The organism is Teichococcus globiformis, assembly GCF_042646265.1.
GTDB classification, from domain to species: Bacteria; Pseudomonadota; Alphaproteobacteria; order Acetobacterales; family Acetobacteraceae; genus Pseudoroseomonas; species Pseudoroseomonas globiformis.
In genome coordinates this window covers 38,676-53,116 of sequence record NZ_JBHRTN010000029.1, presented here as the reverse complement: position 1 = coordinate 53,116, position 14,441 = coordinate 38,676, and the positions used below count along the sequence as shown (strand labels likewise).

Below are 14,441 nucleotides of genomic sequence, written 5' to 3'. Positions count from 1 at the left end.
CGTCAGCTCAGGGCCTGTTCCAAATCGGCGATCAGGTCGGCTGGATCCTCGAGCCCGACGGAGAAGCGGAAGGTTCCGGCTCCAGTCCAGTCCCGGTAGCGCTGCGCGGCCGCATCCTCCAGGTGAAAGGAGGAGCGCATGATGTCGTCGGCAGGAATGTGGAACAGCAGGCTCTGTGTCTTTCCGAGGGACACGGCATAGGTGACGATACGGAGCTGTGCTGCGAGCTGACGGGCAAGGGCCTTGTCATCGTCAGCAACGAAGCTGACCATGCCGGAAAAATTGCGCATCTGCCGCTTTGCAAGATCGTGCTGTGGATGGCTCGGCAGGCCGGGCCAGTAGACGCGGCGGATGCGGGGATGCGCTTCCAGCCAGCGCGCCACTTCCCCGGCATGCCGCTCATGTACCGCCATGCGGGCTGGCAGGGTTTCCAGCCCCCGCAGGATCAGCCAGGCAGCGAAGGGACTGAGGGCGGCGCCCGCATGGATCAGCGCCTCCTTGCGTAGTCCGGCGATGGCGGTGCTTCGGCCGACCACCACACCGCCGAGGGCATCGCCGTGACCGCAAGCGTATTTCGTCAACGAATGGATGACCCAGTCGGCGCCAAACTCCAGCGGCCGCGTGGCCATGGGGGTGGCCATGGTAGAGTCGACGGAAAGCTCGGCCCCACCACGATGCGCGATATCTGCGAGACCAGAGATATCCGCCAGGCGCAGGATCGGATTGACCGGGACCTCTGCATGGATCAGGCGTGTCTCGGGCCGCATGGCAGCCGCCACGGCATCCAGATCCGAAAGATCGACGGCGGAAATCGAGACCCCATAGCGTCGCAGCGTGTCATGCGCGAACTCGGCGACGCCGGCATAGCAAACATCGCTGAGGATGAGGTGACTGCCTGCGGCAAGGCGATGCAGCATGAGGCCCGAGGCCGCCGCCATGCCGCTGGCGAAAGCGAGCCCTGCCTCGCCGCCTTCCAACGTGGCCAGCCGCTGTTCCAGAAGAGCAACCGTGGGGTTGCCCCACCGCGTGTAGAATGGCGGTGCCTCACCCTCGAGATCCGCAGCCGAGAAGCCGATCGCATCGGGGTCGGTGTGGAAGCTGGTGGCGGCCACAACGGAAGGCGTCAATGGCGCGCCCGGCCGTCGCTCTGGCGCGGCGGCATGGATGGATTGGGTTGCTGGGCGCATGATCCTTCCTTTGCCCGGCCTGAGTCAGCTCTTGGCCGGCTTGCTTCCATGCGAAACGTCAGGTGTGCCCCTGAACAGCGACATATGCGTGTGAGTGGCTATCCAGGGGCCGTCGATGGCGGAGCGGGCCAGTGAGACGGTGGTTCGCCCCTTGCGATCGAAAGGCTGACCATCCGGCGCATAGCCTGTGGAGTCCCAGATGCCCAGGCCAACGGCAAAGAGCCTGTCCGGCGAGACCAGCGATTTCACGTCTTCTTCCCGGTAGGTAAAGGCATCAATGGTGCCCCACACCTTGCGCCACTGTTTCTGTTCCGCCTGCTCCCGGCCATACACGAAGTCGCTGAAGGTACCGAAAGCCAGGAAGTCGTCGGAAAACAAGGGCCGCGCCGCCGCGAAATCCACGGCCCGCACATGCTCGGACAATTCCCGGAACCAGGCCACCACTCTGGCGTGGTCGTCAGCATCAACGGAGGTGGCTGCCTGGATGCTCATGCAATGTTCCTGTTCCTGTTCCTGTTCCTGGCCAGCGGTGCCGTGGCCGACGGTTTTCAACGTCACCGCTTATCTGCCGATCATGCACGCTGTGCCCTCATGGACAAGGATGCTTGCTCATGATCGCAGCCGGGAGGGCAGGCCACATCAACGCGGACGCTAACCGAGGCTCAGTGGCCGGCACCGGCATCAACATGCGGCGACAGGCCGTTTCTCCAGAAACAATGCCAGGGCCCGCGGCGGACATGATGGCACCCGGACCGGCCTGCAGCGTCATGGCTCCGACTTCTGTTGAACATGCGACGATGCGGGCAGGTGCGGCTGGCTTCAGGAGGCGGCCACATGACTGGGTTCAGCAGACCTGATCGCCACGAGGCGCGGAAGCATCACTGCGGTTCAAATCGCGCAAGCTTCAGCAGATCGGCATTGCGCGCCACGTCGTCGGCGATGAAGGACTGGGTCTCGTTGATTGTCTCCCGCACAGGCTCGAAGCCCTGCTCCGCCAGCCTGTTCACGGTTTCCGCCTCATGCAGCCCATCGACAATGGCGGCGTTCAGCCGGGCTGCGATGTCGGAAGGGAAGCCTCTCGACGCCCAGATGCCGTACCAGGAATAGAAGGTGAAGCCGGGAAGGCCAGCTTCGGACAGGGTCGGCAACTCCGCAGCAAGGGTGAAACGCTGTGGCGTGGCAATGCCCAGCCCCCTCACTTGGCCGCCGCGGATCATCGGCAGTGTTGCCAACGCAGGATCGAACATCAGCTGGATGTTGCCTGCGGCAACATCGGTCAGCGCGGGAGCCGAGCCCCGATAGGGCACGATCTCGATCTGGGTCTCTGCCAGCCGGTTGAATTCGATGGAAGCCAGATGTCCCGCCGCGCCCAGGGACGAGGTGGCGAAGGACCAGCGCCCGGGCTCAGCCTTGGCCGCTGCAATAACTTCCGCCACGGTAGCTTCCCGCATACGCCTGTCCTGCACCAGAACGCAAGGTCCACGGGCGGTGCGGGCAATCGGCAGGAAATCTTCCACCGGATCATAGGGCACTGCCTTCATCACATGCCGTGCCATCGGATGGATCGATGCGGAACCCATGATGGTGTAGCCATCGGCAGGCGCTTGCAGAACAGCCTGCGCTCCCACCGTGCCTGAACCGCCGGAGCGGTTCTCGACCACCACCGAGACACCGAGCTTCTCCTGAAGCTTCTGTGCCGCGAGGCGCGCCATGGCGTCGGTCGCCGCACCGGGCGTGTAGGGTACGATCATCCGGATCGGGCGGTTCGGCCATGGCGCTTGCGCGATGGCAGGTCGCGCAAGAACGGGTAGAGTCAGGCCCAGTGAAAGCAGCGAACGACGATCCAGCATTAGTGCTGAGCCGTCGTCTGCCAACGGCGGGCACGCTCGATCACCAGCCGTGCAACGCGGGCGGCTTCCGCCGGACTGCTGAATTGAACGCCCTCAAGATCGTCCAACACCGGATCGATAGCCTTGAAGTGCCAGCCAGCAGGGCCGGAAACGGCGACACCGACAAAACGGCCGCCGATGTCCACAGGACGGGATGTCAACATCGTGAGGCTCCGACCCACCTCTAGGATGGGTCCTGGCAAGAAGATGCGAAAGCGGGGGGAGGGGGTGGATGCGGCGCTCAGCGCCAACAACACCGCCGTACAAGACGATCGCCTGCATCCTGGCCGGAAGCCGGGAAGAAGCGCTTTAGCATTTGATGACGCGGTGCAAGCTGCATGGGTCAAATTCCCGCGGGGCCCGGAAGCCCGTTTCAAGACTTTTCTAATTTAACATGGCTGAGAGAGCAATCAAGATAATAATCCCGTTCTGGTTCGTGAATCCGCTCTATTGTGCCAGTGCCATGTCCTTGGGCAACTGATCACGGGTCTCAGGCATGGCTGCCCAGGCAAGGATCAGGCACAGCAGACCTATGCCGCCCAGCATGAGAAAGGCATCGGCGGAACTGCTCCAGGCAGCCACCGCACCTCCCAGCGTGGTGCTGATCGTGCCACCAATACCGACAGCGAGCCCAAAGAAGCCGATGCACAGGTTGAAGCGGTTCGTGCCCCGCGTCAGATCGGCGGCGAGCAGTGGCAGCATCACGTTGAGCGTCGCCGCGCTGATGCCGTCCAGCGCCTGCACCATGATCAGCGCGGCCGGTTCCTCCACCATCGCCAGCAGGACACCCCGAACTGGCAGCATGGAAAAGCCGACAATCAGCACGAGGCGTCGTCCATACTGCTGCGCCGCTCGTCCCACGAGAGGCGAAATCGCCGCAACAACGAGCTGCGGCACCACAAGGCAGGCCGCAATGATCAGGTTGGCCTCGTCTCCCGCGCGCTGGGTCACGGCAGCGCCGGCCAGTGGCAGCATGGCGGCGTTGGACAGGGTGAACAACGCCGCGCAACCCGCGAAGATCAGAATGCCCCGGTCCGCCAGCAGATCCCGGATGCTGCCCTCTCGTCGCGCGTCGCCGTGCCCGGCCATCTGGGTCGCCTGCACCGGGCGCAACTCCTCCCCTCGGATACGGCTGAGGGAGATGAGGCTGGGTATGGTCAGCGCCGCCGTCATCCAGAATACCGCCGCCGGCGATAGATAGGTGCCAACCAGCCCCATCAACCCAGCCGCTATGGCACCGCCAAGTGAGGCGAAGCGGGCGTTGCGGCCTAGCCTTTCGCCCAGCGCTTCGCGTCCAACCAGCGCCAGGCTGATCGCCGCAATCGAGGGGTTCAGCACGCAGCTGGCAAAGCCGTGCAGCATTTCCGATGCATACACCGGAAGCGTTGATGGCCAGGCGGCCAGCAAAACGGCAGAGAAAGCGAGTGCCACAAGTGCAAGAAAAGCCATCCGACGCTTATCCCGCGCGGCGTCGACGATGGCTCCCGCCGGCATCTGGCTCAGCATCGCCGTTAGCGTACCGAGGCTGAGGGCGAAGCCGATCTGCACCTCGGTCCAGGCTTGGCTGGCCAGATATACAGCGACAAAGGGCCCGAAGCCTGTCTGAACGTCTGCAACAAAGAAGTTCAGCCAGTCGAGTCCGCGCTGGCTGCGGCGAGTGCCTCCCATCTCTATGCTCAGCCCGGGGGTGCAGGAATGGTGGCCAACACTGCATCCTCGCCATCACGGAATTCCGGGAAGTTCTTCAGCTGCTCACGGGTCAGGGAAAGCGTGATGGCACCTTGCTCAAACGCCAGCGCATTCCAGGCGACGCCGATGCGCCGCTTGCCCACACCGAGGAAGCCGCCGTAGTCGAGCACCGCTCCCACCGGTTGGCCGTCGGCGTCCACCAGCACATTGACGATCTGGCCAACAACGATGCCGCTTGATCCTTTCACATCGGTGCCGATGATCCGCAGCGTCTGATCCTTCACCAGTGCCTGCCGCCCGGCCACTGCCGGCGCAGGGGCGGGCACGGTCTCGCTTGTCCCACTTTCATCGGGCGCTGGCGCAGCCGCCATGAGAAGTGATGCAACCGCGACGCAGGCGATCCGCAGCGGGACCTCCCGCAACGCCCCTGGTGCAGGCAGCGGCAGGGAACAGGACCGGGAACATCTCCGGGAAGCGATTGGCATGAGCGGAACTCCGGCATGGTCCGTTTAAAGAGATCCGTTTCACTGGCCCATGCTGCCGCGATAACGGATGGCTGAGGGCGCGGTTGAGTCGGCCGCTTCCAGAAAATCCAGGGCTTCACCGTCACGGAGCCAAATGGGGCTGGGCGCCGGATGGCCGGTGCGATCCTGCCACATCCCACCGGTTTCTGTCGCGTGCAGCAAAGTTGGGGACTTCACGGCAGCCGCCGGCTGTGCTTTGGCTGCATGACAGACTTGAAAGGCAAGACCATGTCGAAGAAGTTCCTCGCCGATACCATCCAGAAGTCCATCGAAATCACCGGCGTGGGCGCCACGGCGCTGGCCGGGGACATCATCGAAGCCATCAAGAACGAGATTATCCAGACCGGCCGCTTCACAATTCCGGAGTTCGGCGCCTTTTCGGTGCGCGAAACCCCTAAGCGCACGGCAATGAACCCCCGTACCGGCGAGAAGGTGGCGGTGAAGGCCAGCGCCACCGTGCGCTTCAAGCCCAGCCCGGCCCTGCGCGAAGGCGCCTTTACCGCGCTGAAGAAAAACAAGCGCAAGGCAGCCCGGGCAGCCGGCTGACTTTCCCCGGGCGGTGCGAGCCGCCCGGATTGCCGGATCGGCACGGCTGCTCGCGGGCGACGTCCATGGGCGATCGCGGTTGACAAGTCTGATACGGCAACAGCACTCTCGTTGTGGCGCAGGCGGAACAGCGTGCCGGCGGGAGGACATTGCTGGATGAACCCATGCCAGACGATCTGGCCAAGCAGGCCCCAGCTCGTCCTTATCCTTCAGGCGGCGTGCCGGGCGTGTGCCAGATCTCCGGCCCGGCAGGCCCTGAACACTGAAATCAAAACCCGCGCAGCCGCATCCGAGTGACACCAGATGCAGGATGTGTCCGATTACCTCATCATCGGTGCAGGAAGTGCTGGCTGCGTGCTGGCCGCCCGCTTGTCGGAGAACCCGGCCCATCGCGTCCTTCTGCTGGAGGCCGGTCCGCCTGACCGCGATCCATGGATCCACCTGCCCGCAGGTTATGCCCGCCTCTTCGCCAGCGGCCGCTACGATTGGGGCTACGCAACGGAGCCCGAGCCCGAGCTGAACGAACGCCGGGTCAACTGGCCCCGAGGCCGGGTTCTCGGTGGATCAGGATCGATCAACGGCCTCGTCTTTCTGCGCGGTTCCCCGCATGATTTTGATCGCTGGGCGCAATCCGGTGCGACCGGATGGTCCTACGATGATGTTCTGCCTTTTTTCCGGCGCATGGAGCAATGGCTGGGAGGCGTGGGTACGTCCCGCGGACGGGAAGGGCCGCTGCCGGTCAGCCAGGTGACGCGGCTTTCCAAGGGTGCGGAGGCCTTCATCGCGGCCTGCGAAGGGATGGGATATCGCCGCAACAGCGACATGAACGATGGCGACATCGCCGGAGTCATGCCGATCCAGATGAACGTCAGGAAGGGTCGCCGGATCAGCACGGCCCGCGCCTACCTGCATCCGGCTCTGAAGCGCCCTAATCTCCAGCTCCGAACAGGCTTCACGGCGCAGCGGATCCTGCTGGATGGCACACGGGTTACCGGCGTGCAGGCCAGGGACGATCGTGGCGCACTTCACAATCTTCATGCGCGGCAAGTCGTTCTGTGTGCCGGCGCCCTCGCCTCCCCACAGTTGCTGATGCTGTCGGGCCTCGGCGATGGTGAGCATCTCCGATCCCTCGGCATCGATGTTGCGCTGCACTGTCCACAGATCGGGCTGAACCTGCAGGACCACCTTATCGCTCGCTTGGCTTTCCGCACCCGGCGAGCGGGGACGGTGAATGAAGTGATGCGAAGCCGCTGGTCTCTGGCGCGAGCGGTCGGTGGCTACGCTCTTCGCCGCAGCGGTCCTCTGGCGGTTGGTGCCACGGAGGCAACGCTGTTCGCCGCGGTCACACCAGGAGCGGAAGAAGCAGAGGTCCAGTTTCAGTTCATCAACTTCGCCCTCGGCAGTGCCGGGTATGTTCTGACGCCTGAACCTGGGATGATGCTGAATTTCGGCCAATGTCGTCCTGAAAGCCGCGGCAGCGTCAGGCTACGCAGTGGCAATTCCGACGACAAACCGCTAATTCGGGCCAACTACCTCGACTCAGCCGCCGACCAGCGGATCATGATCGACGCGATGCGCCTGGGGCGTCGTATCGCCCGCGCCGAGCCGCTCGCCGGGTTGATCGAAGCTGACCTAGCCCCGTCGGCCGAGACGCCGGATGATGCGGCCATGCTCGACTACATCCGTGCGGCAGGCACGACCGTCTACCATCCCTGTGGCACATGCAGGATGGGAAGTGACGCTGCCGCTGTGTTGGACCCCCAGCTCAGATTGCGGGGCATTCAGGGATTGCGGGTGGCCGACGCCTCGGTGATGCCCCTCATCCCCTCGAGCAACATCCAAGCCGCCGTTATCATGGTCGCCGAGCACGCGGCGGAGCTGCTCCGGCGCGGAAGCTGAGTGTTGTCCGTACGTCACATCATCCGCGAGGACAGCAGCAGGGCCAATTGCTCCGCCAGCTCCGCCTTGCGGAACGGCTTGCGCAGAAGCGGAAGGGATCTGGCGGCATCGTCGGTGGGTGGAAAGCCGCTGACCATCAGGATGGGTAGGCCAGGACGTATTTGCTGGGCTTGCTCGACCAGTTCCCAACCTGTCATTTTCGGCATCCGCACGTCTGTCACCAACATTCCGATTGTGGCATCCGTGCGCAGCAGATGCAGCGCATCCGACCCGTCCGCGGCCTCAATGGCATCCTGCCCCAACTCAGCCAGAAAGCCGGCGGTCACCTGACGGACCGCCGCATCGTCATCGACGATCAGCACACGAGCTGTGCCACTGGCGTTTGCGGACTGCTCAGGTCTCTGCGGCGGGGACGGCGGCTCAAAAAGGCGTGGCAGCAGCACCTCCACCTTGGTGCCTTGTCCCTCACTGCTCTCGATCAAGGTCGTTCCGCCGGATTGGCGGCTCAGCCCGTAGACCATGGACAAACCAAGGCCGGTACCGCGGCCGACTTCCTTTGTGGTGAAGAAGGGCTCGAAGGCTTGTGCCAGAACGGCCTGCGGCATGCCGGAACCCGTATCAGCAACAGCGATGCCGACATAGTCACCTGGCATAAGGTCCCCGATGGTGCCCTCTTCCACGCTGACATTGCGGGTTGACAGGATGATCTTGCCGCCATCGGGCATGGCGTCGCGGCTGTTGATGCAAAGGTTCAGTAGCGCCATGCTGAGCTGTTCGGGATCGACCATGGCCGTCCAGGCACCCGGCTGCAGCCGTTGTTCCAGCGCAACGTCATCACCGACGCTGCGAAGCACCAGATCCTCCATCTCGGCGACGAGCCGGTTTACATCGGTCGGTGCCAACTGCAGCGGGCGCTTTCGGCTGAAGCTCAGCAAGCGGCGGGTCAAGGCCGAGCCGCGCTCGGCAGCCGCCATGGCGTTGCCGATCATGCGCCGCTGTCGGGCATCAACCGGAAGACTGGCATCGAGCAGTTCCAGGCTTCCCAAAATCGCTGTTAGCAGGTTGTTGAAGTCATGGGCGACCCCGCCGGCCATCGTGCCCAGTGCCTGCATCTTCTCTGCCTGGTGCAGCCTTTCCTGCAACAGGCGCTCCTCGGTGATGTCGCGCTCGATCAAGGCCAGGTAGCTGACCTTTCCGCTTTCATTCCGAATTGGGATGCGGGTCTGTCGCATCCATCGTGGCAGGCCGCCTTCCTCGCTGCGCGCCTCCAGGGTTTCCCGCATGGTGGCTGAGGCGATGGCGTCGGCGTCCTCCGATGAAAGCGGCAGCTCGCATCCGATCCAGTCCTGCGGCGTACCACCCAGAGCCGCGGCCTTCGCTGCGTTCATCCGCACATAGCGGCCGCCGGTGTCGCGGAAGCTTACCGCATCGTGTGACGAGTCCATCATGCCGCGAAGCAGTGCCTGCTCGGTTTCCAGAGCCCGGTTCAACCGGAAGCGTGCTCCAGCGCCGCGGACCATGCTGAGCAAGGCGGCCGGCTCCCAAGGTTTGGGCGCGTACCCGGCGATGCCGCCATGGTTCACCGCGGCAATTACCGCTTCCAGATCGGCGTAGCCTGTCAAAAGCACCGCTTCGGCCTGGCAGATCTTGCGCGCACGCGCCAGGAAGGCATCGCCCGTCATGCCCGGCATGCGCTGGTCGGACACGATGATCTCCACAGCAGGCTGACCTGGCAGCATGGCCAGGGCGGCTTCGCCAGACCCTGCCGTCACAATGCGGAATTCTTCTTCGAACAAGTCCGTGAGCGCGACAAGGATCTCCGGCTCATCGTCGACAAGCAACAACGTTGGCGGATAGTCAGGCCTGCGCTCCACAATCATGTTCCTGAATCCAGGGGCACGGTGATGACGAACCGTGCCCCACCGGATGGGCCCTCCGTCACCGACACCGATCCCGCGTGAGCCTGGATCACGTTGTAGGCAATAGCAAGGCCCAGCCCGGTTCCGGCACCCGCGGCCTTTGTGGTGAAGAATGGCTCGAAGACGCGCTCGCGCAGCTCGGCTGCGATACCAGGCCCCGAATCCACCACCTCGATCTGGTAGTTCCTGGTATCGCTGGAAGTGGCGATGAGGATGCGGCCGCGGCCGTCGATCGCGTCGGCGGCGTTGGCGACGATGTTCATCACGACCTGGTTCAGCAAAGCGGGCGAGCAGCGCAGCTCAGGCGGCGCTTCATAACGGCGCTCAACCGTGATGCCCTCTCCCAGCTTGTGGGCCAGAAGCGCAAGAACGGTTTCCATTGCATCGGGAACATTGACGGTCTGGAATGCATCGTCCGAGCGCGAGAACTTCCGGAGATTGGCAACCAACTCCTCGATGCGCTTCAAACCCAAGGTCATGGAGTTGGAGCGTTCGATGCCCTTCTCGACAAGACCGAGCGCTTCATCCTTCTCACCGACCACGGATCGCAATTGATGAAGCACGCGTTCCACCGTGCGCTGGTGCGCCAGAATGAACGCGAGAGGATTGTTGATCTCGTGCGCAATGCCGGCAACCAGTTCGCCCAGAAGGGCCATCTTGGCCGCCTGAACCAATTTGGTCTGCGCATCCCGGAGCTGTCTATTGGCCTCTTCCAGCTCGTCATTGGCTCGGGCCAGCGCCTCCGCCATCGCCGCCTTTGCTTCGGCGCGCTGCAGGGAAACCTCACGGGCGCGGATTTCCTCGGCTGCCCGCCGCTCCTCGTCCTGCAGCATCTTACGCCGCAGCGCGGCACGAATGCGCATGCCCAAAAGACGCGGCTCGGCGATGCCGGGCACCAGGTCATCTGCGCCTGCCTCGAAAACATGAGCAGAGTTCTCGCGTTCAGTCGGGCTGTCGCTGCCCACGGCAACGATCTGGAATCCGGCCGTTCCACCTGCCATTCCGCTCATTGCGCCACGCAACGCATTCAGGCGGGCGCAAATGGATGCACCGTCATACCCTGTACCCAGCACGTTGATAACGACGCAGTCCCATTCGAGCGGCGCCTGCGCCACAGCCTCCAGCGCGATCTCGGCATCGGCCTCGGCCCTCACCACATAGCCTTCGCGTGCCAGCAGGCCCGAGAGATAGGTGCGGAACGTGGCACTGTCGTCGATCACCAGGGTTTTGGCACGGCGGAAGGCGATGCTCTGGCTGGATGGCGCGGTGACAGCGCTACGCCGGAGCAGAGCCCGGATGCGCAGGAGCAACAGCTCGTGGTCGGCGGATTTCGGCACATAGGCGTCGGCTCCGCTTTCCAGCCCTTGTCGCTCCATGTCGCCTTCCCGCGCCTCGGTCAGCATCAGCACAGGGATGGCCCGTGTCCGGCTGTTGAGGCGGATCTGCCGCGCCAGTTCGTCGCCATTCATGCCAGGCAGGTGAAAATCGGCGATCACCAAAGCTGGCACTGCCTCGTTCAGGGCTTCAAGCGCCGCCTCGGCGGTGGGAACCCGATGCACGCCGAAGCCATTGGCTTCCAGAAGACGCCGCATCTGCAAGGCCTGCGTTTCCGAATCCTCCACCAGCAGCAGAGTGCTCATGCCATCTGCTCCAGAATCGCGAGCAGTCGCGGGCCGATCAGTGGGAGGGGCAGGCTCTGCATGGACGCACCAATGCGCGCCGCCGCCGCCGGCATGCCGTTGACCACCGCCGTGCTCTCATGTTCTGTGATGGTCAATGCGCCGGCCCTGCGCATGGCCAGCAGCCCGGCGGCGCCATCTTCTCCCATGCCTGTCATCAGCACACCGATGGCCTGCGATCCGGCAGCTTCCGCCACAGACTGAAACAGCACGGTTGCGGAAGGGCGCTGGCTGGCCAGTGGTCGATCCAGCGTCGTACGAAGGATGCCACCTGTTCCCAACACCAGGTGCCGGTCGCCCGGCGCCACATGCACATGGCCCGGGCGCGCCGCCTTGCCGTCCTGCGCCAGTGCCACAGGCATCGGCACCAGCCCGTCCAGCCATGCGGCGAAGCCTTCCATGAATGGGCTTCCCATATGCTGCACCACCAGCACCGGCAAGGGGAAGTCCTTCGGCAGGCTGCCCAGAACCTGCGCCAGCGCGGGAGGACCGCCGGTTGAGGCGGCAATGGCAAGTACGGAGGGACGCCCCTGCCCCTCCCCCGTCACGGCCAGGTCCCGAACAAGCTCGGGACGCGATATGCCAGGGCCCCGCCTGCGGATCACCGGCACCTGACTCATGATGAAGAGCTGGGTGCAGATTGTGCCTGCGATGCGTTCATAGCCGCTGGTCCAGGCACCAACCGGCTTCTCCACCACCGATAGGGCACCGGCACGCAGCGCATTCATGGAGATGTGGAGCGAGGCATCCTCAATCGCGTCGGCAATGACCACGATCGGCGTGGGCTGCGCCGCCATGATGCGGCGGGTTGCTTCGAGCCCGTCCATGCCGGGGAGGCGGATATCCATGGAGATGACGTCGGGGCGGATGCGCGGAAGCTCGCGCAATGCTTCCTCGGCCGAGCCCACGGCAGCGGCCAGCTGCAGCCGGGAATCGCGCGTCACGATGTGTGAGAGTAACTGGCGGACCACCAGAGAATCCTCCACCAGCATGACGCGAACAGGTCCGGAGGGGGCGGTCACAGCATCTGCCCGATTGTGGCGAGCAACTCGCGCTGATCGAATTTCTGCTTGGTGATGTAGGCGCCGGCGCCGAGCTCCAGGCCACGCCGGACATCCTCCGCCGTGGCGCGGGAGGTCATCAGGATCACCGGGATCGAGGCAAGGCGCAGGTCGTCCTTCATGGCCTGCAGCAGGGCGAAGCCATCCATGCGGGGCATTTCCACGTCGGCAATGACGAGGTCGACCACTGCTTCCCCGCCCCTAAGCCGGGTCAGCGCATCCAGCCCGTCCACGCTGAGCAGCACGCGAAAGCCCTGAGATTCCAGGATGCTCTTTTCCAATGTTCGGGTGGTGATCGAATCATCCACAACAAGAATGGTGGCGGTCTCGGTTCCGGCATCAGGCGTGGCGGCGAGGCCCAGCCCGGCCACCGTCAGCATGCCGTGATCCCGAATCCAGCGTCCCATGAGGGCTTCCGGGCTCAGCACCGGTACCGGCGGCTCGCCCTGGCGCAGCGCGGCACCCATGATCAGGGCCGGATCGGAGAGGGGCGCCTGCACCGCCTCGACCGCCAGGCTTTGAACATCATGAAGCCGCTCCACCACCACCGCGCACCGCCGGACTCCGCTTCGCAGCAACACGGCGTTCAGGTTGGCTGCCTGCGGTGCAGGCGCGTATCCGATCAGGGAGGCCAGGGTTACCACGGGCACGATAACGTCCCGTCCACCCACCGAGATGCGCAAGACGGGGCGGCCCTCGATGCTTTCCACCGCCGAGTACCGTACTCTCAGCACCCTTTCTACCCCACGAGCCGGCAGGGCATAGGTGTGACCAGCTGCCTCGGCCAGGATCAAGGATTGCCGGGCCGCGGAAAGCGGCACCGCGACCTCCACCGCGACACCGTGTGGGCGGCGCGGACGAAGGATCACGCTGCCTTGCAAACGGCGGGCTGCTTCGGCCACCACCGAAAGGCCAATGCCGCGTCCGGCAATAAGATCCACCTCTGACGCCGTGGAGAAGCCGGGCTCGAACACCAGGGCCAGCAGGCGCTCCTGCGGCGGCGGCGGTTGACCGGGAGGGCGGGCTGGCACCAGGCCCCGCTGCACCGCAACGGCCTCGATCCGCGGCAGATCCGGCCCCGGGCCGTCATCCTCCACCGTCAGCAGCAGCAAGGCTCCATCGATGGCCAGCCGCAGCGTGATGCTGCCTTCCGGCGGGCGTCCGGCAGCCAGGCGAGCCGCCGGCGGTTCCAGCCCGTGACGCACGGCATTGCGTAGCAGGTGCATGGCCGGATCGCGCAGCGCCTGAAGAACGGCACGGTCGGCCTGGATTTCCAGGCCCTCGACGCGCAGCCGCGCCTCGCTGCCGCTTTCACGCAACATCTCGCGGACCATGGGTGCGAGGCCGCCCAGCACGCTTTCCGCAGGCACCAGCGCCATGCGGTCAGTGGCACGGCGCAGGCTGGCGGTGGCCGCCTCCGCGGCAGCCATGGCCCCGCGATGGGCCCGCGCGAGCGCCGCCGCCTGCACCCGCAGCCCCTCCAGTTCCCGCGCCAGGCTCTGCCCTTGTCCTGCAGGCACCACTTGCCCACGCAGATTGCCCAGAGCCGCGGCCAGCGCCCGCAGCCCTTCCTGTAAGCCTGTTTGCTGCGCCAGAGCCGCGGCAATGGCATGGCCGGCACTGTTCAAAGACTCGACCTGCGCCGTCGAGATCCGGAGTATCGCTGCCGCACTCTCGCCTGCATCCGGCGCAGGGAGGGGCGCATCGCCGCGGGTCTGCTCGCCGGGCCCTTCCGGCCTCGCCACATGATCCTCGATCGCGTCCAGCAGCGCCTGCAGCGCGCTGATGCGGGCGGCATCCAGAACCCCGGCATTCTCGCCCATGGCCGCAAACTGGGCTTCCAGCCGGTGAGCCATGGCCTCCACCGCCGGCAGGTCCACCGCGCGGGCAGCACCCTTCAGACTGTGCGCACGGCGGAACACATCCCGCAAATCGAAGGGGCGGCCCTGCTCCGCAGCGGTCAACGCAGTTCGGATGGCGCCGAGATGCTCCCGGTGCTCAATGGCGAAGGCGGCCAGCAACTCCTGCCGGAGCTCGTTCATTCCCTC

At 64.8% G+C, this 14,441-nt stretch carries 12 protein-coding genes; 2 read left to right on the top strand and 10 right to left on the bottom strand.

What is annotated here, in order from left to right:
* Positions 1-2: 2 nt before the first annotated feature.
* From ACFOD4_RS21120 to ACFOD4_RS21095, 6 genes are all read right to left on the bottom strand, one after another.
* Positions 3-1,187 carry a trans-sulfuration enzyme family protein gene (locus ACFOD4_RS21120; protein WP_379599693.1) on the bottom strand — a complete coding sequence of 395 codons (1,185 nt, stop codon included), beginning with the start codon at positions 1,185-1,187 and terminating at the stop codon, positions 3-5.
* A 24-nt stretch (positions 1,188-1,211) separates the two neighbouring features.
* The gene (locus ACFOD4_RS21115) at positions 1,212-1,739 is read right to left on the bottom strand and encodes a YybH family protein (protein ID WP_379599692.1); all 528 of its coding nucleotides are present in this window, start codon (positions 1,737-1,739) and stop codon (positions 1,212-1,214) included.
* 326 nt (positions 1,740-2,065) lie between these two features.
* Positions 2,066-3,037, bottom strand: a complete 972-nt coding sequence (locus tag ACFOD4_RS21110) for a Bug family tripartite tricarboxylate transporter substrate binding protein (RefSeq protein ID WP_379599691.1) — start codon at positions 3,035-3,037, stop codon at positions 2,066-2,068.
* Entirely contained in the window at positions 3,037-3,240 is a 204-nt protein-coding gene (locus ACFOD4_RS21105) for a hypothetical protein (RefSeq protein ID WP_379599690.1), read from the bottom strand. Before ACFOD4_RS21105 ends, ACFOD4_RS21110 begins: the two co-directional genes overlap by 1 nt.
* 283 nt (positions 3,241-3,523) lie before the next feature.
* Complete coding sequence (locus ACFOD4_RS21100) at positions 3,524-4,744, bottom strand: MFS transporter (protein ID WP_379599689.1); 1,221 nt, start codon at positions 4,742-4,744, stop codon at positions 3,524-3,526.
* 8 nt (positions 4,745-4,752) lie between these two features.
* Positions 4,753-5,049, bottom strand: a complete 297-nt coding sequence (locus tag ACFOD4_RS21095) for a PRC-barrel domain-containing protein (RefSeq protein WP_379599688.1) — start codon at positions 5,047-5,049, stop codon at positions 4,753-4,755.
* Positions 5,050-5,400: 351 nt separating this feature from the next.
* On the opposite strand from ACFOD4_RS21095, the gene ACFOD4_RS21090 reads away from it, so the two are divergent.
* The gene (locus tag ACFOD4_RS21090) at positions 5,401-5,835 is read left to right on the top strand and encodes an HU family DNA-binding protein (protein ID WP_379599687.1); all 435 of its coding nucleotides are present in this window, start codon (positions 5,401-5,403) and stop codon (positions 5,833-5,835) included.
* A gap of 303 nt (positions 5,836-6,138) precedes the next feature.
* Positions 6,139-7,734: a GMC family oxidoreductase gene (locus tag ACFOD4_RS21085; RefSeq protein ID WP_379599686.1), complete on the top strand. Its 1,596-nt coding sequence runs from the start codon at positions 6,139-6,141 to the stop codon at positions 7,732-7,734.
* 14 nt (positions 7,735-7,748) lie between these two features.
* Here ACFOD4_RS21085 and ACFOD4_RS21080 read toward each other — a convergent pair whose 3' ends face one another.
* The 4 genes from ACFOD4_RS21080 to ACFOD4_RS21065 are packed head-to-tail and all read right to left on the bottom strand — an operon-like array spanning position 7,749 to position 14,435.
* Positions 7,749-9,608 (bottom strand): response regulator, encoded by a 1,860-nt coding sequence (locus tag ACFOD4_RS21080; RefSeq protein ID WP_379599685.1) that lies wholly within the window; start codon positions 9,606-9,608, stop codon positions 7,749-7,751.
* 2 nt (positions 9,609-9,610) lie between these two features.
* Positions 9,611-11,293 (bottom strand): response regulator, encoded by a 1,683-nt coding sequence (locus tag ACFOD4_RS21075; protein WP_379599684.1) that lies wholly within the window; start codon positions 11,291-11,293, stop codon positions 9,611-9,613.
* The gene (locus ACFOD4_RS21070; RefSeq protein ID WP_379599878.1) at positions 11,290-12,324 is read right to left on the bottom strand and encodes a chemotaxis protein CheB; all 1,035 of its coding nucleotides are present in this window, start codon (positions 12,322-12,324) and stop codon (positions 11,290-11,292) included. Before ACFOD4_RS21070 ends, ACFOD4_RS21075 begins: the two co-directional genes overlap by 4 nt.
* 26 nt (positions 12,325-12,350) lie before the next feature.
* Positions 12,351-14,435, bottom strand: a complete 2,085-nt coding sequence (locus tag ACFOD4_RS21065) for a hybrid sensor histidine kinase/response regulator (RefSeq protein WP_379599682.1) — start codon at positions 14,433-14,435, stop codon at positions 12,351-12,353.
* Positions 14,436-14,441: the final 6 nt, after the last annotated feature.